29 protein-coding genes are annotated in these 22144 nt (G+C 32.5%); 1 reads left to right on the top strand and 28 read right to left on the bottom strand.

Features of this window, described 5'->3' with window-relative positions:
- Window positions 1-18: 18 nt before the first annotated feature.
- From LNQ34_RS01725 to LNQ34_RS01615, 23 genes are all read right to left on the bottom strand, one after another.
- Window positions 19-429 (bottom strand): hypothetical protein, encoded by a 411-nt coding sequence (locus LNQ34_RS01725; RefSeq protein ID WP_202703934.1) that lies wholly within the window; start codon window positions 427-429, stop codon window positions 19-21.
- A 40-nt stretch (window positions 430-469) separates the two neighbouring features.
- On the bottom strand, window positions 470-937 hold the full coding sequence (locus LNQ34_RS01720) for a phage holin family protein (RefSeq protein WP_202703933.1): 468 nt from the start codon (window positions 935-937) through the stop codon (window positions 470-472).
- 21 nt (window positions 938-958) lie between these two features.
- Entirely contained in the window at window positions 959-1423 is a 465-nt protein-coding gene (locus tag LNQ34_RS01715) for a hypothetical protein (RefSeq protein ID WP_229998470.1), read from the bottom strand.
- 74 nt (window positions 1424-1497) lie between these two features.
- The gene (locus LNQ34_RS01710) at window positions 1498-4005 is read right to left on the bottom strand and encodes a fibronectin type III domain-containing protein (RefSeq protein ID WP_229998469.1); all 2508 of its coding nucleotides are present in this window, start codon (window positions 4003-4005) and stop codon (window positions 1498-1500) included.
- Between the two features lie 70 nt (window positions 4006-4075).
- Window positions 4076-4756, bottom strand: coding sequence for a hypothetical protein (locus LNQ34_RS01705; RefSeq protein ID WP_229998468.1), 681 nt, complete (start codon window positions 4754-4756; stop codon window positions 4076-4078).
- A 15-nt stretch (window positions 4757-4771) separates the two neighbouring features.
- A complete protein-coding gene (locus tag LNQ34_RS01700) occupies window positions 4772-5761 on the bottom strand; it encodes a hypothetical protein (RefSeq protein ID WP_229998467.1) in 990 nt (329 codons plus the stop codon).
- Window positions 5762-5957: 196 nt separating this feature from the next.
- Window positions 5958-6260 carry a hypothetical protein gene (locus tag LNQ34_RS01695; RefSeq protein WP_202703928.1) on the bottom strand — a complete coding sequence of 101 codons (303 nt, stop codon included), beginning with the start codon at window positions 6258-6260 and terminating at the stop codon, window positions 5958-5960.
- Entirely contained in the window at window positions 6247-6534 is a 288-nt protein-coding gene (locus LNQ34_RS01690) for a hypothetical protein (RefSeq protein ID WP_202703927.1), read from the bottom strand. The genes LNQ34_RS01695 and LNQ34_RS01690 overlap by 14 nt, the downstream gene beginning before the upstream one ends.
- A gap of 222 nt (window positions 6535-6756) precedes the next feature.
- Window positions 6757-7089 (bottom strand): hypothetical protein, encoded by a 333-nt coding sequence (locus LNQ34_RS01685; RefSeq protein WP_229998466.1) that lies wholly within the window; start codon window positions 7087-7089, stop codon window positions 6757-6759.
- Window positions 7090-7093: 4 nt separating this feature from the next.
- Window positions 7094-7564 carry a hypothetical protein gene (locus tag LNQ34_RS01680; protein ID WP_229998465.1) on the bottom strand — a complete coding sequence of 157 codons (471 nt, stop codon included), beginning with the start codon at window positions 7562-7564 and terminating at the stop codon, window positions 7094-7096.
- A 5-nt stretch (window positions 7565-7569) separates the two neighbouring features.
- Window positions 7570-8052 (bottom strand): M15 family metallopeptidase, encoded by a 483-nt coding sequence (locus tag LNQ34_RS01675; protein WP_202703924.1) that lies wholly within the window; start codon window positions 8050-8052, stop codon window positions 7570-7572.
- 746 nt (window positions 8053-8798) lie between these two features.
- A complete protein-coding gene (locus LNQ34_RS01670) occupies window positions 8799-9110 on the bottom strand; it encodes a hypothetical protein (RefSeq protein ID WP_229998464.1) in 312 nt (103 codons plus the stop codon).
- Window positions 9111-9197: 87 nt separating this feature from the next.
- Window positions 9198-9716: a hypothetical protein gene (locus LNQ34_RS01665; protein WP_229998463.1), complete on the bottom strand. Its 519-nt coding sequence runs from the start codon at window positions 9714-9716 to the stop codon at window positions 9198-9200.
- 268 nt (window positions 9717-9984) lie between these two features.
- Window positions 9985-10362 (bottom strand): hypothetical protein, encoded by a 378-nt coding sequence (locus tag LNQ34_RS01660; protein ID WP_229998462.1) that lies wholly within the window; start codon window positions 10360-10362, stop codon window positions 9985-9987.
- A 9-nt stretch (window positions 10363-10371) separates the two neighbouring features.
- The gene (locus tag LNQ34_RS01655) at window positions 10372-10566 is read right to left on the bottom strand and encodes a hypothetical protein (protein ID WP_229998461.1); all 195 of its coding nucleotides are present in this window, start codon (window positions 10564-10566) and stop codon (window positions 10372-10374) included.
- Between the two features lie 92 nt (window positions 10567-10658).
- Entirely contained in the window at window positions 10659-11081 is a 423-nt protein-coding gene (locus tag LNQ34_RS01650; protein ID WP_229998459.1) for a hypothetical protein, read from the bottom strand.
- Window positions 11082-11869: 788 nt separating this feature from the next.
- On the bottom strand, window positions 11870-12589 hold the full coding sequence (locus LNQ34_RS01645; RefSeq protein ID WP_229998458.1) for a hypothetical protein: 720 nt from the start codon (window positions 12587-12589) through the stop codon (window positions 11870-11872).
- A complete protein-coding gene (locus LNQ34_RS01640; protein WP_229998457.1) occupies window positions 12586-13746 on the bottom strand; it encodes a hypothetical protein in 1161 nt (386 codons plus the stop codon). The genes LNQ34_RS01645 and LNQ34_RS01640 overlap by 4 nt, the downstream gene beginning before the upstream one ends.
- A gap of 35 nt (window positions 13747-13781) precedes the next feature.
- Window positions 13782-14126, bottom strand: coding sequence for a hypothetical protein (locus tag LNQ34_RS01635; protein ID WP_202704257.1), 345 nt, complete (start codon window positions 14124-14126; stop codon window positions 13782-13784).
- A gap of 357 nt (window positions 14127-14483) precedes the next feature.
- Window positions 14484-14909: a hypothetical protein gene (locus LNQ34_RS01630; RefSeq protein ID WP_035684757.1), complete on the bottom strand. Its 426-nt coding sequence runs from the start codon at window positions 14907-14909 to the stop codon at window positions 14484-14486.
- Window positions 14910-15047: 138 nt separating this feature from the next.
- The gene (locus LNQ34_RS01625; protein WP_229998456.1) at window positions 15048-16379 is read right to left on the bottom strand and encodes a DUF2586 family protein; all 1332 of its coding nucleotides are present in this window, start codon (window positions 16377-16379) and stop codon (window positions 15048-15050) included.
- 286 nt (window positions 16380-16665) lie between these two features.
- On the bottom strand, window positions 16666-16845 hold the full coding sequence (locus tag LNQ34_RS01620; protein WP_017498028.1) for a hypothetical protein: 180 nt from the start codon (window positions 16843-16845) through the stop codon (window positions 16666-16668).
- Window positions 16846-16941: 96 nt separating this feature from the next.
- Complete coding sequence (locus tag LNQ34_RS01615) at window positions 16942-17517, bottom strand: hypothetical protein (protein ID WP_229998455.1); 576 nt, start codon at window positions 17515-17517, stop codon at window positions 16942-16944.
- 263 nt (window positions 17518-17780) lie between these two features.
- On the opposite strand from LNQ34_RS01615, the gene LNQ34_RS01610 reads away from it, so the two are divergent.
- The gene (locus tag LNQ34_RS01610; protein ID WP_229998454.1) at window positions 17781-18602 is read left to right on the top strand and encodes an XRE family transcriptional regulator; all 822 of its coding nucleotides are present in this window, start codon (window positions 17781-17783) and stop codon (window positions 18600-18602) included.
- Window positions 18603-18705: 103 nt separating this feature from the next.
- Here LNQ34_RS01610 and LNQ34_RS01605 read toward each other — a convergent pair whose 3' ends face one another.
- The 5 genes from LNQ34_RS01605 to LNQ34_RS01585 are packed head-to-tail and all read right to left on the bottom strand — an operon-like array spanning window position 18706 to window position 22127.
- Window positions 18706-19419: a hypothetical protein gene (locus LNQ34_RS01605; protein ID WP_202704260.1), complete on the bottom strand. Its 714-nt coding sequence runs from the start codon at window positions 19417-19419 to the stop codon at window positions 18706-18708.
- 30 nt (window positions 19420-19449) lie between these two features.
- A complete protein-coding gene (locus LNQ34_RS01600; protein ID WP_202704261.1) occupies window positions 19450-20097 on the bottom strand; it encodes a hypothetical protein in 648 nt (215 codons plus the stop codon).
- Between the two features lie 19 nt (window positions 20098-20116).
- Window positions 20117-20584, bottom strand: a complete 468-nt coding sequence (locus LNQ34_RS01595) for a hypothetical protein (RefSeq protein WP_229998453.1) — start codon at window positions 20582-20584, stop codon at window positions 20117-20119.
- A gap of 56 nt (window positions 20585-20640) precedes the next feature.
- Entirely contained in the window at window positions 20641-21366 is a 726-nt protein-coding gene (locus LNQ34_RS01590) for a toxin-antitoxin system YwqK family antitoxin (protein WP_229998452.1), read from the bottom strand.
- Between the two features lie 26 nt (window positions 21367-21392).
- On the bottom strand, window positions 21393-22127 hold the full coding sequence (locus LNQ34_RS01585) for a toxin-antitoxin system YwqK family antitoxin (protein ID WP_229998451.1): 735 nt from the start codon (window positions 22125-22127) through the stop codon (window positions 21393-21395).
- Window positions 22128-22144 lie beyond the last annotated feature (17 nt).

Genomic DNA, 22144 nt, shown 5'->3' with positions numbered 1-22144 from the left:
TTTATTTGGTATTTACATTTATGCATTTGTATTTACACTAAAGCTTTCAAGTAAACTTATGTCGCCGCCAATGTAATATCCATTTATCCAGGTTTTTTCAACAAAGCCCTGGACGAGATCATTTATTTCAAGTATGTATTCTTTTGTTTGATCAGTATTATTGGGATGCTTGAAAATGGATAATTCCCCAGTTTTAATAAACTTAGCTCTAATAAACAATTCTGAGTGTGCGTTTGAATCAGCTTTGTGGTTTTCCAAAGCTTCTAAATCGGCTTTATGATCTAAAAGGCCCTGTAAGCCTTCGATTTTTTCTGTTGGAATCTGCTCATCTTTGTGCCAAAAGCTTAACCAAGTGGCGCGAAATTCTTCCTGAGTAGGTTTTGATCTGGTTTTGAACCAGCTCAGAATAGTATTGATATTTGTTGTCATTATTGCTTGTTTTATTTTTTTGTTTATAAAGCGTATTGGATTATTCTTCTACATGATATCTGGGGTCAATTGTAATCAAAATTCTCTTGAAAAGTTGTATTAAACGATTTCTTATGGACTTTAAGATCAAAGTCATGGCATCGAAATTCTCGACTTCTTTTTTTGTCTTTATAGCTATTATATTGCTGATGATTGAAATGCCATCGCTTACGATCAGCAAATCCATTACAATGGTTACAAACCATTTGAAGTTGTAATTGAGGCCTTTGCTCATTAAGGCCAGAGCTGTTGGAATCAATAGTACAGCCAGCTTGGAAACAAATCCTAAGGCCAGTTTTTTAAAGCTAAAAGGGTTATTTAATACGATGGTTTTGACAATGCCTAAAAAAGTATCCAATACCATTAAATAAAACAGCACTTTAACAATTTCTGCATCCATTTCCAGGTAAATAAAAATTCCGTAAAGCAGTAATTTTAATTCATTTGAATATTCTGTAATTCTATGCATTATCATAGGTTTAAGGTTGAATTAATCTTCTACTATAGATTTTTTGGCGTGATCAAAATCAATTACGCCAAGCAGATTGGTAAATCTCTTTCCAAAAACGGATAAGGTATGGTCTCTTTCGTTTTCGCCTAAATTGTCGCTGATCGTTTCCTGAACAACGCCAAATTTATGGACGGAATTGCTCGTAATAAAGTTGTCGTTCAATAAGGCCCCGGCGACCATATTTCCTGTGATATCAATACTTAAGCTGAGTTTTCTTAAATAATTTAGAAAGCCTTTCCATTTGATGGCGGCATAGATAAAAGAAATGGGGTAAACGCCAAAAGAGCAGATTAAGGCAAATGTAAAGAGGATCCATTCGGTGTAATGTTTTTTCGAAATAAAAAGAATTGGTAGTATAAGGATGGCTACTTGTACCATGATCAGGATGGTTATAAAAAGCCACAGCAATGCCAAAGCGGTAAAAATAAATTTTACAATTTTCATAGAGTCAGTTTAGGTTAAAAAGGAGAGATGAGGAATCTTTTGGGGGATATATTCCCCCAAAAGAGTATCAGATGTTATTCTCTAGGTTGGGAAGGTTTATTGTTGTGAACTACAATTCCCGAGATAACATAATTATCAACATTTTCAACATCCAGAAGAGCGACCTCAAGAGGTTCTTCTCTGAATAATATCGATTCAATGGCTTTGGTTTTTCCCAGTTTATCAATCAATAACATATTTTGTGCTACATTTTTGGCACTTACCCATTTAAGGCTTTCACCATCTTCAGTGATTAGTAAAGGATGCTCTCCCGTAACTTTAATGATATTGTCTCCTGTTTTAATTTCATAAAAATTGGGTTGAATACTTGTTTTTTTGTCTACTACAGTTACTTCTGTCTTTATAGCCTCATTTCGTTTTCCGTTCCACAAGAAATAATCGCCGGCTGATTCGTCAATCTCATTTGGGAAGGAGAATCCCTGGAGTTTATCACCAATGACAATATTTTTTAGCTTTTTGGTTTGCCCTGATGCCATAGTTACCGGAGATTCGACGTCAAAACAAGCGACCATCATCGGTGGCAAAACCACTTCAACTGGCTCAGTAAAAGGAGATTCATTTAAGGCAGCATCGATTGCTCTTACTTTGTAGAAGAATCTGACCGTATTGTATTCGTTACCTTCTCCATAATCTTCAGAAGCTAATTGGGATCCGAGTCGTCTTGCAGCTAACTCATGATATTCTCCATCATCTATTTTTTTAAAAAGCTGATAAGTAACAGGTTCTGTGTTTGGAGCGGGTTCCCAGTCAATGTGAATATAATTAGGGGTTTTTTCGTAAGCGGTAATTGATAAAGGCATAGGAGGATTGATTGTGTCAGTTGCAGTTGTAGTTGCATCTTTGAAAACACTATCCGATAAGTTTCCTGCTTTGTCTCGTGCTTTAACAGAAAAACTGTAGCGCGTACCCGGATTTAAACCAGTAACCGGATAAGATGAAACATCACCTAGTGTAACTATTAGTTCATTGTCTTTATATACAAGATAATTAGTAACCCCAATATCATCACTTGATTTGATCCAGCTCAAAATTAGACTTTTATTATCAATGTTTGTTGCGATTAGGTCTGTTGGACTTGTCGGTTTTGTTGTATCTTTTGGCCGCCCGGTATATTCGATGAAGTGAATTACACGATAAGGGTTCATAACAGAAAAAGGCACTCCGCTTCCACTTGGTTCCGTTTCCAGATTGACTAGTCCTGTATCATCGCTTGCATTACTTCCGAAACGCATACCGCTTCCTGTGACATAATGGTCAGCAGTGAATTTATGTGAATGTGAAGGCATTTCGCTAAGAAGTATTTTTTTCTTAATATGTCCACCATCATTTAATATGGTATCAAAAGGATATATAGTATAACCATCATTGTCATAATAATAAGTAACACCTTCACCACGACCTTCTCGTTGGTCTTGTGTTTTTTCATCACCAGTAGGGTCATAAAATCCAACAGGCATTCTTCCTCTCAATGGCACATACTCTTCCCAGCCTTCCGGGATTTGACTAGCAGGTCGCCCCCAAATAGCGATCATTCCTTTAGGTATGGCAGATTCCGCTGGTTTTTTCTCTTCTAATTTTGTAACACGGTTAATTAAATCGTCGACATGGCTAAGTAAAGGGTTGAGTAGGGAGTTACTTCTAATGATTTGATTTTGCTCGCCTAATAACAAAAAGGAACCATCATCAGCTGTCGCAGGGGCACTATCTAAATGTACTTTTCCGCCTATATGGATATGATCCCAATCCGCCTGATAATTGAGGGTAAGACTTGTGGTTGCGGCATCTTTGGTGCTATCTACCAAGGCTCTTCCCAGATAATTTTGACCATGTTTCATTCCTCTTCTTTCCAGTGATCCTAGTCTGAAATCGTATGCTCTTATATTTGCTTCAGGATTCTCGCCAACATCTAATCTTGAAATGTGATAAGTTCCCATATTCAGATTCCCTTTCATCGTTTTTGAGCCGTCAAGAGCGAGATATTCATCTTTTACTTTCGTAATTTCTTTTGCATTTGCTCTAACAGCAGTATCTAATTCAGTCAAAATCTTTTCCAGGGCGGCATGATCCAAAATTTCCTTAAAACTTCCCAGAATATGATAATTGGCTGCAAGTGTTTTATCCGTTTGTGAAGCACCGGTAGTATATTCAGCTTGTTCTATGTATACTGCTTCGTAATCAAAGTAGGCGGTTTGAGATTTTCCGGTCCCGTAAATCAGGTTAGTGTCTTTTCGGATGGTTTTTAAATATCCTGTTGGTTTCCCTTTTAAAATAGGGTATAAAATTCCTTCCGGAGTTTCTTCATTATATTCCGGATCTGTACAATCTTTTTTATCCAGATGGATAATAGCCCAGCCATTTTTTTTCTCTGTAGCAGTAGCGACAATATAGTTTTTGCAGGTTTCGATGCTAAAATGTGCTTTTAAAGCACCAAATAACTCCGTTCTGTAGGCGCTTTGAAGTCTTTCTAAAGTTTCCTGTTCAAGAGGGAAACCTCCTTCATGACTAAAATTTATTTGTTTCATTTTGTATTAATTTAAATTGCAGTTGTTTTTTGTTTCTATATTCTTAAATCTATTTTCTAGTATCTTTACTCTATATTCTAACTTCTCCAGTTTGCTTTTTCGGTTGATAGCGATAACTTTCATAGCTTTTGCCTGCCAGTTTATAAAAATTAAGAAGATTGTGATATTTTAAATCGGTCACTTCGATCGGTTCTGTTTTTTCTACAGTATTGTCCTGGTTAGGTTGAATAGTTATTGTTCGATCTTTAATTAGATTTTCGGGTATAAACACTCTAAAATTGGCATAATTTACTTTAGTATAATCTTTACGATGTACGAGATAAACAGGTTTGTTATCTCTGTTTTTAAGCTCATTATTTTTAAAGATGTTTAATTGCGGCCTCATTAAAGCTCCCTTTGTTACCTTTTTGTCGGGCAAAGTAATATCCGGTTCGTAGTATTCTTTGTGGAGATAGACATATTGAATTGCAGGTTTGATCGATTCGTCTATATAAATTAGCCCCTCTAATCGCTTTTGCTCCATACTTAGGTTGGGATCGTAATTTTTTGTGGGATTAAAAGCGTCGTTGAGTACTTTTTCCAGATAAATGACCTGCCCAGTATGCTGCATTTTGTATAATATCTCTTCATAAATCGTACGAAGAGGAGCCAGTAAAACATTGAGCCATTCCAGATGCGTTTTTTTTCTGACAACCGGCGGGATGAGCCATAATATTAGCTTTTCCCATTTTAAAACAGTGTATTTATTCATAGTATTGGTATTAGGCTATTGTTTGTCTCTGTAAAATGTATAAGGAATATAATTTACCAGTACCTCTAAGGCATCCAGATCAAAATAGCCTGAGTTAGGGATAAAGTATTCCGTTTTAGTGACATCTTCTAAAGAAGGGGCTGGTTGGTCATTCGGATTTTTAGCCCAGCTGGTTTCGACTTTATTTACAACTGGGATTTTAATACCCGGCGTATTCTGCAAAGCATCGACAAAATAGGTTTTTACAAAAGCGCCATTAAATTCAATACTTTTTAAATGCTCTTTGACAGCATCTTGTACAGGAAATATTTTTTCGTTCAGAATCAATGAACCATTTTTTGGATTTGCGGGATTTGCCGGATCAATATAGATATTCAAAGGATCAACGTAAACGGTTAAATTTAGTTTTAAGATATCACCATTATCAGAAGAGATATAAATATGATTTCCAGCATCTTTAATTTTAGCCATATATTCTTTGAAGGCGTAGAGTTCATTAGGAACATCAATTCTCGAGATTTTATCTCCTTTTACCGTGGCTACTTTTAAAAATACAACCCCTACTTTGTTGCGGAAGTAGTCCGAAAAAATAGTTTCCCGGTCTTTGTTTTTTGTGGGATCGAGTACTGTTTCCAAATCAATTTCGCTTACTGCGCAATGTTTGATTATTTTTAATTTTTCGATTTCTGTTTCGTCAAAACCTGTAGTGTCAAACTGATAGGAGCCCTCTTTCCAGATGAGTGGTATTTTGTTGTTGGGATCAGAGGGTAAAGACAGACCGTAATGAAAATTTAAGGCCTGACTTCTGTACCAGTTTAAGGTATGCGGTCTTGAGATGAGCGCATTTTTTTCTACTATTTTTTCATGAACCCAGATAGCGGTGGCCACTATGTTAATCCAAAGTTTCCAAATAGCAGTTTTTGAATCTGTTAAGTTGTTTAAGGAAGATTGCTTTCCTTTCTCCATCAGAATCTCGTTCTGTATTTCAGCAATTGTACGTGCCATATTTTAATTTTTTGAAATAGTTTAGCCTGTAAGACATGTGTAATATGCTTATAGTTAATTGTTTATGTTTATTTGTAAATACTACAGAGCAGTAGTTTTTTTGGAGACTTCCAAAAAGAGAAATAGATAAGTCTTGTTATTGGATAAGCTGAACTTTTGGTGCTGCTGTTCAGGTTATTATAGCCTAAACAAGTTACTAATAAATGATGAAATCGTCTTCAATAATCATATAATCGATTCCGGAGAAATTATCCAGTAAATACTGTTCTTCCTCTGTAATAGCTGTCGCAGGCTTTAAGTTTCGGGTATTGTAATATTCTACAATATCTTTTTTGAAAGCTTCACGGCCTATTTTTAAATCTTTGTAAACAGAAAGGTCTTCTGTAAGGTTAAATCTGTCGTTGTCGTCTAAAAGGTCGAATACTTTTTCAATACTTCCGTATTCTTGTAAAGAGACATCAAAAATGTTTTGATTTTCTTGTGGTTTAATAGTTTCCATCGATTTTAATGTTTTTTAAATCGTTGACATCTAGTATTTTTACGTGAAAGTTGTCATACGATAATTGTTTGTCTATTTCGTTTTCCAGTCTTAACCTGGAGGTTGCATCCGGGCTGTTAATGTATTTTTTTATTCCTACTCCCAGAATAGGGAACTCTTTATAACTTCCTTTTTGACTTAGCAATAGATGTTCTATGTTTTGCTGATCTGCATTTTTAATGGAGAAATCTCCATTGGTGATTAACAAGTCATCTTCTATGATAAAATCTCTCATATGTCGTTACTATTTGTTTTTTTGTTAATGAATAGCTCCTTTTGAATCTGCGCGCCATACTCAAAAAATGCCTTTTATTTGATACTGTAAAAATACGCCCGAATTTGTCTTTTACCAAGATTTTAAGGCTTATGAATCAGTAGTTTCAGTAAGTTAGGTGTTGGTTATAAGTTGTTGATTTGTAATGAATTGTGTTTGTTTTTTTTAAAGAAACACAAAAATTTAACCCTGTGGGATAACCATATCAAGGAGTACTTTGAAAATCATTTTTAGAATGTTATTTTTAATAGCATTCAGTTTTATTTTTGATATTCCGGTTGCTTGAAGTGCTTGAAATTCCATTAAATTGAATTGACTTTTTAACAGCCATTCTAAATCTTCTTCGGTTAAATTTCCGGTTGAGAAAAGAAAGAGCCAGCGTTCCATTTTCTCTCTGGAGATTTCTAGAAAAGTGTTCAGATCTTTCTCCAGTTCGAATTTGTTATCTTTATAACTTTCTGTTATAATAATTTTCAGTTTGCTTTTTAATTGGTCAAATAATGTATCGTTATGCATCGTTTCAGGTATTGCTGTTGATTAAATATAAAAGAGCATCTTTAGACTCTTTATCTTTTTTGGCTTCGTATTGAATCAGTAAATCGAGAGCTTGCAAAACTTGTTTTTCGGATTCTTGTATAAAAGCGGGAGATAAAATTCCTTTTGTTTCCCATCTTTTGAAAAAACCGACCAAAAGATTCTTGTCTTTATCGTTTAGGATTTTCCACATCGAAAAAGTGATTTCGTTATGGAGTTTATTTTTTTCATATTCAGTCAACTTTTCAATGTCAAGCAATAAAGCGTTTATTTCCATTTTATGAACCGCAAATGGGGCAGTAGCTTTCTCCATTAGTTTAATAGTTTCGGCTTTTACTGCAATTGTTTTTTGATAGGAATGAAGGTCGAATGGAGCTGTTTTTGTGGAAGTACAGGAGGTAATGGTAAAAGCCAAAACAAGTAGGAGAGCTGTACGTTTTAATTTGAAAGGTTTCATCTGCGTTATTTGTATAAGATTACATAGTTTTTTCTGTCGCGCTTTAATTTGCTAAGCACCTTCCAATCGCTGTATCCTTTTTTGTCAAAGTGTGGAAGGTCTTTAAAAGTTTTCCAGTCTCCGCCCCAATTCCAGTTGTGCTTTTTAAAAATTTCGACACATTCCTGCCAGTCCGAAATTTGGTCGTTGTCCCAGTCTTTTACGGTATCCCAGGAAGCTGTTTTACCATCTATAATTAAACAGATGTCGACTGCAAAGCCATAATTGTGAATGGATTGGCCTCCTTTGGCATTCGTTACTTTTTTTCCGGGTTTGGTGCGGCCAAAAGCATAAAGATCCTCCTGTTCCTGAAAAGATCGGAGTCCTTGTGTTATTCTGACTTTTGCTCTTCCGTCCAGCGCCAGATCACATTCTTCGATAATTTTGGTCACTTCTTCCCTGACCGAAGGATGCAGTAAATCAATGTGTTTTTTTGTAGTTTGATCCATATTTATAGGTATTAATGATTTTAAGTTTAGACCATAAAAAGCTCCTCTGGATTATTAGAAAACATCAGGGTTTTAAGTATTCGATAAGATTATTTGTTTTGAAATTTATTCAAGGTTGAAAAAAGGTCTTCAATAAATCTGAGATGTTCCTTTTAAGGAGGTTGCTATTGATGGTATATTGCCTTTAGCAGCACTGTAAAAATACGCCGAAATAGCCTGTTTTAAAAATGATTTTACTTTGTAAATCAGTAGTTTCAGTAGGGTGTTATGTGTTTTTTTGGGGGTCATTTTGCAGACAAAAACGAAAATAAATGATAAATAACACCCGTTTTTCTTCTTTGGAAAAAGGGATGTTTAATAGATTGAAAATGGAATTGTCTGGAGAAGATAAACAACCTTTTTTTAGAATTTTAGTTTAAAAATGGATCAAAATACAAAAACATTTTCCCTAAAAATATTAGATTAATGATAAGTAAAATAAGAGAAAAAATGAAATAAACTCTACTTCTAAAAAATCTAAGAAATAGATAAGATGAATATCCGAAAAGCAGGCATGTAATTATGTATAGCATTTTTAAGAATGCGACAGTATCTCCATCAATTACAATATAATTTCCTTCATTGATTTTATAAGGATCAATAATATAGCTGAAGAGAAAAAGAAAAACTCCGATAAAGAATAGAACTTTTGTTATGGTTTTCATTGTTTTATTAATGAGGGAAATTAAAAAATGTATTGGTTTTACTTAATAAGAGCCGTCAACCTCAATATATCCAGCTTTTTTCATTATATAAAGGAACTCTAAAGTTTCGGCATCAAAATAAGCAAAGCAGTACATTCCTTCGAAAAAAGAAACTACTTCGCCTTTTTCATTATACTCTATAGTAGTACTTTTTGTTTTAAATGATACTATGTAAACTTCTTTTACTGTTCCGTCTCTTAGATCTTTTAATTCTTTATCCCAGCAATTCAAAGGAATACGCTCATCATATGATATGACTTTTGTTTTTGTTAACCAATTTTTTAAGTTTTGAATTACTTGTTCTTTGATATTCATAATTGATTTTTTATGATTAACATTTAGGACGGATAAAGCAATAATAATTTTTGAAATAGAGAAACAACATTTTGGAAACAATAGCATTTAGTCTAATAAGATAGTTTCTCTAAGATAATTTGGCGTTTGAATTAAAAGTTCATTTAAACTTTTCGCTGAAATTTTAAAGTCTAATATCTCTTTGGGATTTATTGTTTCCCAAACTTTCCAGTGCCAAATATCATCTTTTAAATATCCTATAAAAACCCATAAATTGAAAAACCTACTGGTGAATGGAATTTTAACAGTATTGAACTTTTTATCAAATAATTCAATTTCCGGATCCTCCATTTCCTCAACTGTTTTGCTGTTAAAGTAGTTATTCCATTTTTTAATTAATTCATCGTTATTGATAGACCAGAAATAATCATCTTTAAATACTTTAGGATCGTTATCAATAGCAATTTTAAACACTTCAAAATCTACACATAGAAAACTAAGGTTTTCTTCTTCATTATATTTAAAATCATGTTCATTTATAACAAATACTATTTTTGAAAACCATCTGTTAGAGATTTTTTCGTCGATTGCTATAAAAATTTCGTTTTTAATTCCTATTTGTTTCATTTATATAGTTCTATAAAACTCTAAAAAAAATTGTTTACAAAATCTTCTATTGGATTTTTACCCCTATGAATATTACGAGTAAATAGGTTATAGGGATACAGGCATTTATAATTTTTGTACAAAATCATCAAAAAATCTATTTGCTCCTTCTTTTTCAGTAAGTTTAGTAATAAATCTTTGAGAGTTTATAATAATGTTATTTCTTACAACTCATTTATCAGTATCATTTAGTTTACTTAAATGTTGTGAGTGTGATCTATTTGTTATTTCATAATTCTTTTGATACAATAGACCAATTTAGCATTTTAACTGGTCTATTGTATTTTAAGTCTTTCATGAGGATACTGTCTTTATAAATTTTTTGAACTAAAAACCTTTTATCGCTTATTTTCAGAATACTATCATCTTTCGTAAACTTCCAATCCATAGAAGAATTATACTGATTTCCACTAAAGAATAAATTGACACATTTTCCGTTGGCATCAAACTTTAAATAGGTGAGAAACTTTATGCTGTCTTTGTCAAATTTTTTATCTGAGTCGAAATATACCCATTTTTTGACAGGGTTTGTCAATCCTAGTTCATCTCTATTTTTGCACGAAATAAGAATAAAAAATAGTGGTAATAGTAAAATTTTATTTGTCATAGTTGGTATTTAATGCAGTCCATCTAAAGGCTCACTTATTTGAATTAAAAGTAATTCTTTATTATTAAACAGTTGAGTTCCTCCTGAATTTCGATAATTAATATAATAACCTCCTAAAATTAGGGCTTCATTTTGTCTTGAAGCATAGTTAATGGATGTAATAAAATTAGCCATTTGGCCTTCGTAATAATCTTTATTTGTCATTTTAAACTACTATGCTGAAATTGCTTTAGATAAACCTTTGCATGCGCAGCGCTTTGTCTTGATAGGAAGGATTTTCTGATTGGTTACTAAATTTACAAATTAGGGATGTTGCCATCTTTAGAGATATTTAAATCTCCTTTTACTCTCACATAATAACTTTTGGTTTTATTTTGCAGACCAATGACATAAATTGTATCATCTGTGTATTTAATTATTTTATCCTTATCTCCCATAACAGTTAGAACAGAGTCTTTTGATACACTCCATTTACTAATATCCGGATCTTGAATATCCCAAAAAACGCTTCTTCTATTTTTTACTTTATCATAAGAGTACTTCTTTAGCTTTCCATTTTTACTTAGGCTAAACGTAAACCCATAATATTGAGCCCTATCTCTTGGCCATTCGTAATTCCAATATTGTACAGAATCTTTACAGATTAAATATTCCAATTCTTTTTGTTTGTTGCCACAACCAATCGATGTAAGCAGGATTACAATAAGTATCTTTTTCATATATCTATGTATTTATTCTTCTTCTGGGAAAATTCATTGTTTTTGTTTGTTCTAAAGGAACATTTGCATGTCTTACAAAAGTATAATTTTTGCGGTTTGATCCATAGTGGCTTGTCGTAATGATTTCAAGTTTTGGTAATAAAAACTCTCCCGACTGTTTGAAAACAAGCACGGAAATAGATAAGCGATAAGAGCATTTGTGGTTTTTAATTTATTTAAAGCTGAAAGAATGCCTTGAATAAATCCTGAAAATATTCCTTTTTAGAAAGATAAATTTGGTGGTGTAAGTGCTTTTAAGAACACCGAAAAAACACGCCGTAATAGTGTGTTTTGTGAAGTTATGGCTTTGTAAATCAATAGTTTCGGTAATATTTTGTGTGTTCTTACTTCGTTAGTAAAACGTCTGAAGATATATAAATACTCAAGATTGGTTTTTAGATTTTTATTAATAGTGTAGGTTTTTATACCATCGCTATAATTTGTCCTCTCGATTATTTTTTGAGTTTCAATTTCAATGCATAATCCAAATGGTTCATTGATAAAAGTATTTCTTGTACCTATTTTTAAATACTTTTGGTCTAATAATTCTACATTTCCAAAAAAAAAAATCATAGCCGCCACCAAAAGTATTATGATTCGGTAATCCGATTTTGTACAAGATATCCGCCGCTTCTTTTGATACAAACCGATTAATGAATTTGACCAAACTATTTGAAAAGTATTCTTAAATTTCAGTTAAGTTCGTTAGTCTTTAATTAATTTATTTTTTTGTGTTTTAAAGACTAAGATTATTTGGCTCTCTTTACTCTAAACTCAATTTTAGAAGGACAATCCCTAAACGCTATAAAATAATATTTATCTGTAACTCTTTTTATGTATGAAGTTTTTTCAAAATAATTATTGCGAGTACATTCTTGTTTATCAGTAAATGATTGAGGAATATCAACGAATGTCTTTACTTTTGTTTTTATATCATAAATGAATTTTTTATATTCATTATCTTCATCTGTATACAAAATGAGTTCATTTTTTAAATCAAAATCTAATTGTATTTTAAAATTACTATCTGTCAAAACTTCGAGACCAGTTTGTTTATCGTACAACCAGAAATACAAATTGCTTGTTCCTCCTCCATTACTATGCAAGGCAAAATAATTTTGAAAATCAATATTCCTAAAATAAGGAATATAATTTTCTTTGAGGTTATCACTTAACAAAAAACTTTTGTCAATTTTTTTACTTATAATCCTATAGTTTATAACACCGCATTTTTCTACAGAATCTTTCGTAGGATAAATTATTAAAGTATAGCTATTTTTTAATTTGAAAGTATCAGCTTTGATGATATTCCCATTATCTTCATATTTAAAAACAGGATTAATTATTGAATCGCTTTCTGAATTTTTCGATACAATAGGTTTCTGTATGCTTTTGTTTAAATCTTCTCTCGTGGTTGTTTTATTACATCCGAGAGTGCAAATAAATAGAATGTAAAATAATTGTTTCATAATTTATGATTCATATAATATTTCCATAAATATCCTTTATTATTAGGACTGTCATAATAAAATTTCCAAAAAATATGTTTTCCTAAAACTACAGTGGCTTTGTGCAATACTCTTCCGCTATTACGACCTGTTCCTAATGATTCATAATAATCTATATCTTTCTTTTTATTAGAACTCTGCCAAATAGTATCTTCTGTTGGGTGAAAATTGAAAATGTCATAGTAATCATTTTTAGGTGTGATTTCACTTTTATTTTTTTTAAAAGGGATAGTTGCTAATACTTCCTCTTTTGTTTTGTCATGTAATCTACCTTCAGGCGTAGTATGTCTATTTAATTTTAATACGCCGTTGCTGTCAGGTTTATATTCACTATTATTTACAAATTTGACCCATAATTCTTTTGTAATGTGTATTCCTCCTTCATTACCTGTTTTAGGATGTGGTCTATCACTTATTACTCCTCGATCAGCAAAATCGATTCCGTCCCACAATACAGCTCCTTCTGAGTAATCTTTTTTCCCTTGTAAAACATGAATTAGTCCTTTACGTGCATTTTTGCAAAGATTATCATTTTCGGTATCTTTTAATGATTCTTTCGATTTTGCTGTTGAATAGCCTGTAGAAAGAAGTTTTTTTGCAAATTTGCCTTGTTCTTCAATAGTCAGTTTTTCTCCTTTTTCAAATTTAACAGCATTAAAAGTTGCTTGAGTGGTTGCGGCGGCACTTTCAAAAGTACTTGAATCCTCAGATTTTATTACTCCGGCAATATAGCAAAAATTTTCATGTGTTATGTCTAATTTACTTACATTTAAAAAAGTGTCTTTTTCATTTCTTTTTCCGTCGCAAACGTACACGTCATTGACACTTCCTTTATTCTTCGTAGTATTTATTTTTCCCTCAAAAGTTCCATCTTTATTATAAAAATGACCATTTACATTTACAATAGGATCAAAAAGTATATCCTCGACCTGATCAAGTATAAGTGAATCGCCATAAGGTTGTGTAAGGTTATTTAGTTTGATATACTGATTCATGACGATTTCATTTTTATCATCCTCAATCTGCTGGCGCCAAATACTCAGCATGATTTGCCTGAACCTTGCCATTTCTGAAGTACTGGTATCTTTAAGTTCTATAGTATGGTTTTTAATAATCATTGAGATAGTTTTTAGGAAAGGGCAAAAGGTGTTTGTTACAAAATTTCGACTTTTACGGGTTTTGGTTGGATATGGTCTGAGAATGCAGTAGTGATATTGAGACGCAAATCGTCTTCTTGTTCGATTTTGGCATCACCACCCAGGTAACAGTTTTTGAATAATACTTCGAGGGCTTTAAATTCGTCCATTTTTGAGGCTTGCAATACAGCAGAACGAATAGCGATATCCGGTTTTTTGAAGTAGGCAAACAATGTGGTTTCGTCATCGTCAGCAATGGTGAGTTTAACTACTTTTTTATGTTTGTGTTTCCATTGGTTGAGCTGGGCTTGGGTAATATTTCCGTCAAGAATGTTGATGCTTTTTGCTTTTTCTATTTCCATTTTTGAGAATTTTTGTTTGTTTTTATGATAAGGTGGTTGATGTCAGATTTAGGGAGGCGGTTAGAGGAACCGACTGATTTGTTTTCTATGATTTATAGAAACTGAATTATTTAAGGGAGTAAAAAAAGAGGCTGCCTGAGTTATTGTTTTGGAGTTGAATAGGCTCATAGCAGCCTCCTGAAGAAGAATCCCTGTTTAAAACGGACTAATAAAGAGCTTGTAGAATAAGTTTGCTGGCAAAAATCATGTTCTTTGAACTCCTTTTTTGCATAACGCAGTTGAATATTGGGTTTCTCTTTGAAGTCGGTTTTAGAGACAGGGAAAGGGCATTATAGTTTTAGGAATTGATCAGGAGGATTAATTCCATTCAACATGAGAACAGATTAAGTCAAAAGAAACTGCGATTTTGGTATCTCCCTGGCTAATTCCTCTACTATTAGAGTTGAATTCACAGTTTCTTACTGTGTGAGTGATTACTTCGTTGCTATCGTCCAGGTAACTTACAATAATGCTGAACGGATTAATATCCTGCAATCTTTGCCCTTTTGGTAAAGCAGCCAGAATGGCTTCTACTTCGTAGTTGTATAAAGTAATGGAAGCTTTGGCCTCATATTTTCCTCTACCTCTGTGTACAGGCATATCGCCGGCTCCGTAGTGGTTTTCTTTTGATACTGAGTCGCTATAGTTGACAGCGGTAATACCGGTAACAATGTTACCTGCGATACTTACTTCGATTGATGACCAGCTGTGTTGTTGTCCGTTAATTAAGGGTAACTTATTCATATGTTTCTTGATTTTTTATTTTATAATTCTGATAACGCTCCAAGCCTATAATCGGATTCAGTCATTATTTGAGACGATTGAAAGACGACAATATCCTGATGAGATTTTATTGTTTTTGAGAGATAAGAAAAGCTTAAATTATGCTTTGTCGATTCCGAAAGGATTTTTGAAACCTAAATCAACTTTGATTTTACGGGCAGTTCCAACTGGTGTAATTTCGGCTTTTACTTTTAATTCTGAAGTTGCCAAAATGTTTTGTTTTGGATCTACATACACATCAAAAGCAGATACTTCCTGATTGGCTACCATTCCCTCTAAGGCACTTCTGCATAATCCTTCGAAACTTTTTGAAACCGATTGCGGTAATTTACCATCGATATCCACTAAAACCGGTGAAGCTAATTTTGGTAGTAAAGCGGTACGTAACAAACGGGTTGCTTTATTGATGGTGCGGTTGTTTTCTACATAAGCATAATCAGAGGTGCCTGTAGTGCAAGTGTGGCTGTCGTTGAAATAAAGACCCGGTAAGCCGGTATGTGTTTTGACAAAAATGTATTTTTTTTCATTTAAGGTTCTTGAATCTGCAAGTGATTTAATTGGCTGTCCTCCAATAAAACCTACCTTTGAAAAACCTTCACCGGTAAGATTGAATTTTTCGATCCAGGCAATGTTCTCCGATACTTTTGCTCTGGAAACAGCACCTAAGGCCAATCCAACTGCTGCGGTGTTTTTGTATACATCTTTGAAAGTGAATTCCAGATTGACACCATTTGCTTGTTTCAAGCCTTTGTCATCACTTACGTTATAAAGATTGGAAGAATTTCTTACTTCAACTAGACTTTCGTTAGCAGCCAAAGCATACAATTTGTCATCTTCTGTTGTGGCACCTTTTTGAAATAATTTTTTTTCCAGGGCTTTTTCAACATCCATAGCAACTACAACAGATACATTTTCTGCTTTTAATTCAGCCAAATTGGAAGCTGTATCAGGATCAAACCCCTTTCCTTCTAGAATAACTTCAAAGGGCATGAAATCTTTGTAAGCAAGAGCTGCTTGTGTTTGTGCTTTTTTTGCAGCAGCCTCTGTTTGTGCAAATGTGGTGGTTCCGGAAAAAATAATTGCCATTTGGCGAATATTCCCGTTTGCCTGTTCCTGCATAGCCATTGCTTTTTCAACGATATTTTGATAAGCATCTCCTCCAGTGATCATAATATACAAATCTCCCGATGGATTCATCCTGAAAAATTGTTGAATTTGATAGTAGGCCGATTGTCCGTTTACGTCATAATCAGCTGTAATTCCTAAAGCCTCTGCATCTTCTAGTGAAGCCAGACGTTTTATTTTTTCAAAAGCTAATTCTGAAGTTGGAATTCCGTCAAAAAGTAATCCTGAAACCATGTCCTGTTCCGGAGTTCTTCTTCCTAATCCGCCTGATAGTTTGGTAATCACTACATCGTTTAATGTACTCATAATATAGAATGTTTAAATGTTTAAAATTTGTTTTTTGTTTAAAAAAGGGCAAAAAGAAGCCTGTGATAAGTTGTTAAACTTCTCGTTTTTAGTTAATTGTTGTTTTGAAATAGTATTCGTAATCTAAGACCCAAAAAGTAGAAAAGATGCTTTTTGGAAGTCAATACAAGTTGGATTGTTACCTTAGATTAGGAGTGAATTTGTAGTCTGCCGGCGAGTACAAATTTAAGGCACAAAGTGTGTTTTTCCAATTTTTTGGATGGTCAAAGCCAGTAGTTTCAGTCTATTAAGCGCTGGCTTCCAAAGACAGTCCTTCATTGATAATCGTATAAATAGTACGCTCTGTTAGGAACAAAGTATCCGAAAGTTCCGAAACCACAACTTTCATTTGTTTAGCTTGATTTCTATTTAGATAATTAATAACATATTCTCTTCTTTTGTCTAATAGTGTTCTGCTTCTTTTCATTTGTGGAGTTTTAATGGTAAGGATTAGTTTTGTTTTTGGTAAGGTGCTGCTTAATGATCGGATTGGGATTGACTTTCTTAGATTGCCGACTAGGTTTTAGGGAGTGGTATCTAAATCTATAGTGCCTTTAACTTGGTTTGGATTTATGGAGATGATATCAGAGGTTAAATTGTATCCTAAGTCTTCCAAAGCTTCGTTGCTCAATCCGTTATTAAAGAGGATGTATTTCTTTTTTAAGGTATTTTCGATCAATGTGGTTTTGTAAGTGATCTCCCAAATAAAATAATCATTTTTATTCCAGTAGGTATGTTCGTTTGTGCATTGTTTTTCCCTTATTTTGAATGTTGAATTGGTATCAATATGGGTATTACTGTTGTTTTTAGATAATACCGCTTTGTCTATACGCAGTGCAAGATTAAATGCATTTGCGTAACTTGTTGATGAAATAGTGTCTACCGGTAATACAATATACAAGCAAAAAGATACATCGGCCTTATAGTTTTTTTCAGAGGATGTTTCCCAGTTGATGTTGTCGTATTTAAACATTACAATCGGTGTTTCGATAGCTGTTTTAAAAATAGCATCACTATAAAGTTGTACTGTTGGCGCATCAGAAGTAAACTCTGATTGAATTGCGTTTTTTTTCTCGTTATAAAAATCTTTTAAAATCATATGATGGATTATTTTTTGACAAATATACAACATATGTTTTAATAAATACAACATATTACAGTTTAAAATGCAATAGTTTCAGTAATATGATTTGTGGTTTTTTACTTTATATTCGAGCAATACGATAGGAAACAACTCTCAAATGTCTTTATATTCGGTAGTTATGCGAAAAAAAAATTAAAAGATGCGATTATTTGTTTTATATTATTTAGTTTTGCAACATATAGTGGAATATGTGCAGGTGTTAAAACATATTACATATAATGAATAAAGACAAGTACAACATGGAAATACATACTAAAATAAGACGTATTATAGACGAATTGAAGTTAAACAATAACTCATTCGCAAAGTTAATAGGAGTAACCAGTACTACAATCGATAGTATCACGATTGGAAGATTGCAATCTGATGGAGAAAGAAAAAGAACAAAACCTGGTTTTGATTTACTCCAAAGTATTATTACCCATTGCAATGTAAATCCGGAGTATTTTTTTGGAGCAAGCGATGAAATTTTTGTTCAGAAAACCAATGATGCGGTTGGCTTAAATTTACCAAAAATTATAACCGTAAATGAAGAGGGAGAGGAAAATATTAATTTTGTTGGCGTTAAAGCACGTGCGGGGTACTTGGATGGTTATTCGGATCCGGAGTATATGGAAACTCTGCCTTCGTTCAGTATGCCGATGCTTAAGAACGGAACCTACAGATGTTTTGAAATTAAAGGAAATTCGATGTCGACAACGATACATGACGGGGATTATCTTTTTGGTAAGTATGTCGATAATTTTGATGATATATTAGACGGAAGAATTTATGTGATCATCAGTAAGAATGACGGGGTAGTGGTAAAAAGGGTTTTGAACCGAATTAGGGAAAGTGGAAAATTGATCCTTAAATCGGATAACAGAGACGGGAATTACCCGATGTATTCTATTTATGCCGAAGATATATTGGAAGTTTGGTACGCCAGTATGTATGCCTCTAAACAAATGCCCGATCCTATTAATATTTATGAAAAACTTCATACCCTTGAAAGTAAGTTCTTCGAATTGGAAGAGACTTTGAGAAAGAAACAGAATTAGATAAAAACAGAAAAACTGCAACATTATGTTGCAGTTTTTTATTTATCATAGTATTTTTAGTTCAATATGTTTTGATACTTCCGGTGTGATAAAAAGAAGAAAATTAGTTTTCTTTATACTCATCACGCAATATGCCTGGTTCGTCTTCTAATACTTCATCACCACTTGGTTCTTCCAGATTGACACCAAACATTTCCATAATCTTTTTTTCTTTTTCAGCACAGAGATCTAAACCTTCTAATTCCTTATTCGTAAAGCTTGTTCTTCGAAATATTTGGCTGGGAAATGCGATGTAATCTTTCTTTTTTCCGTTTTTTACAAATAATAAAATAATTTTTGGATAAGTATCTTCTATGCTGTTGCAGCCTGTGATTTTGTATGGACGAATCGTTATATTATCATATTTTATTAGAAAGTGGTTAAACAAAATATCTGAAATTTTATTTAGTTGTTCTTGGGTAACCACTGTTTTTGAATCATGAAATTTTGTTTTGATATAATTCCGAGGTTCTTTATCAACATGATATTTTGGCGTAATGACGTATACAGAATCATATTTTGAGAAGGGAAATAACATCGTTCTTTCTTTTACCGGAATTTTGAAAAAAGAAACAAGTGAGTCTTCTTTTGTTTTTGGTTCTGGAGGAGCTGGCGGTAGATTTAATAAAGCGTTACGAAAGTTTAAATTTTCATGATAGAATTCGCAATTATTATTACAATAACTGTTTCTAAGCTGTGAGAGTTTGTTTTTTTGAGCATTACTAACGGTCATAAATGAAATAGTTAGTAGAAGTGAGAGGATCGTTTTTGTTGCCATAGTTTGTATGATTCTTCAATCTGCTTTAAATCATTTAGAAGGTGAAGTAAGAATTTCATACTTTGTCCTGACGCCCATTTCATTAAAATATTTTTCTAAATCATTGTACATATAATCGCTCAGATCTAAGTTTTCTATTTTTCCGAATGTTTCTTTTGTTTTACATTCAAAGCTTAGCTCTAAATATTCAAATACTTTCCCAGTCTCATCAAAAAATAAGATAGCATTTCTGGGCAAATAACAACCTCTAATAATCTGTGAACAATTAGTATTTAATCTCGAACAACTGTTATACAATATGTCCGATAATTTTTCTACTTGCGGAAGATTTAAGGTTTTAATTTGAGTTACATTTTCCAGAGAAAGTGAATCTAAATTATTTCTTGGCAGCTCAAGGCCAATATTGTAATCCAGAGTTGTTACAGTTCTTCCAGTTTCTTTATTATAAGTTGCTTTTGAGATTCTTGTCATACCATCAGAACTTAAATTGTACGATATGATTTTTATTTGCGAAGTTTTATTAAAAGGATAAGAATTTATTCGTTTTGAAAGATTAAAGTTTGCAGAAGTTTTATTTTGGGACCTGTTCTTTTCAGTTCCGGATGTTTTTGATACCTTAGGTTGACCATTTACGATAATTGCAGTGAACAAACTCAGATACAAAATAGTTTTTAGCATTTTTATAAAATTTGTAGATTCAATCTTTAATCAGTTGTATTGTTATTTTTCGATCTTTACCAGGTTTAACACGAATGCTATCTTTATTAAAAATTAAACCTATATCGCCACTTAATGCTTTTGTAATATTATCCTTGTTCCAAATGCTTTTTTCTTTATCTAAAATATTTGGAGAAAAATAACTTGTTCTAATAAGGAAAGAAAAGGTATTCTCTTTTCTAATTGGGGTTTTCCATACTTCATAAAAAAAATAATTTCTATCTTCCTTTTTAATTGAATATATTACAAACTCTCTTAGTTCTTTATTTTTAAGCTTTTTAGCTATAATTGAGTCATTGACTTTAATATTTATAATTACACCGGGCTGTTTTCCGTAATCTAAGTCAATATACTCAATTTTCTCTATAGAGGCAAGAGGTTGTATTTTTTTATCTTTGCTGCACGAAACAGCAAATAAGAATAAAAATAGAAATAGTACTTTTTTCATAAAGTGGTATTTTGTCCATTATTAATTTAACGTCCCTGACTTTGTAAAGCTTAGTTTTACCTTTTTAAGGTACTTTTTGCAAAGTGATCATTCTCAAATTCTTCCTTAGTTTTATAACGAAAAGTATTTCTAAAAGCTCCTTGTTTCAAATTTTTTAATTCGTATGAATCTACTTCTAAGTATGCACTGTCATTAGGATTGTATCTGTATCTTAAACACCAGTCATTTCCTATATAGTAAACCAAAACATCTTTTTGGTACAGACGTTTCTCAAAATTTTCACCTTCTTTATTATACAAACGGAGTGTATCTGTAAAATAACCGTCTTTGGTATAAGCTTCAAAATAAACTTTGCGGTTGTCATGAAATTCTTTCCATAATCCTGTGCCCATTTTAAAAGTGGTTTCGTAGATCACTTTGCCATCATTATCAAATTGTCTAAAAATGCTATCACGTAGACCATGTTTAAAATATTCTTCTTTGGAGAGCCGCTTGAGATTGCCTAAATTATCACAGCAACAGGCTTCAGTTATAAATCTTCCTTCTTTATAACCGTTTGATATACTGCCGTTTCTAATGCATCCATCTATAAATTCAGTTCTGATCTTGCATCCAGAATAATCTTTCTCTCTATTCGGAAAGTCTTTAAATAAGTAATTGCCATCGTTGTTGTCAATTGTCAGGCAGTCGACTTCTTCAAGGCTTGTTTTTACATCCTGTTTTTTTAATATACCGCAGGATACAATTATAAAAAAAAGAAAAGAGTAATATTTGTTTTTCATCTATTTGGTTGCAATTTTTTCTAAAATTATTTTTTCAACGTATTTTTTGCAAAGTGATCATTCTCATATTCTTCTTTAGTTTTATAACTAAAAGTATTTCTAAAAGCTCCTTGTTTCAAATTTTTTAATTCGTATGAATCTACTTCTAAGTATGTATGGTCATTAGGTTTGTATCTGTATCTTAAACACCAGTCATTTCCTATATAGTAAACCAAAACATCTTTTTGGTACAGACGTTTCTCAAAATTTTTACCTTCTTTATTATACAAACGGAGGGTGTCTGTAAAATAACCTCCTTTTGTTTCTATTTCATAATATAATACACCATTTTCATGAAAATCTTTTTCGATACCATTTCCATCTTTGAAATAAGTCGAATAAATTACTTTTCCATCTTTGTTGTAAATTTTATAAATGCTATCTCGTAAACCGTTTTTAAAATACTCTTCTCTTCCTAAATAATATTTTGTTTTAATGTAGCTCAAAGTATCGTAATAGTAATATCTTTCAGTAATCCATTGGCCAGATTGCCTGCCATTAGCAAAACTGCCTTTTTTGCGTCCTTGTAAGTCTTTGATTTTGAATTTATTAACTTCGCATACGTTTAAATCTGTTTTATACCAATTATAGAAAACATATTCTGGTTCATCCGAAAACATCAAAGTTGAACATGGATTTGGCTCTAGTGAAATTGTTTTTATTCCAATGCAACTTAATAGTATTACGGGAATAACAAATATTGTTTTTTTTATTGTTTTCACAGTCATTACGCATGGTA

Origin of the sequence: Flavobacterium lipolyticum, assembly GCF_020905335.1 — a bacterium.
Lineage (GTDB): Bacteria > Bacteroidota > Bacteroidia > Flavobacteriales > Flavobacteriaceae > Flavobacterium > Flavobacterium lipolyticum.
The sequence above is the reverse complement of the archived record's forward strand: the minus strand, read 5'-3'. Positions and strand labels throughout refer to the sequence as shown.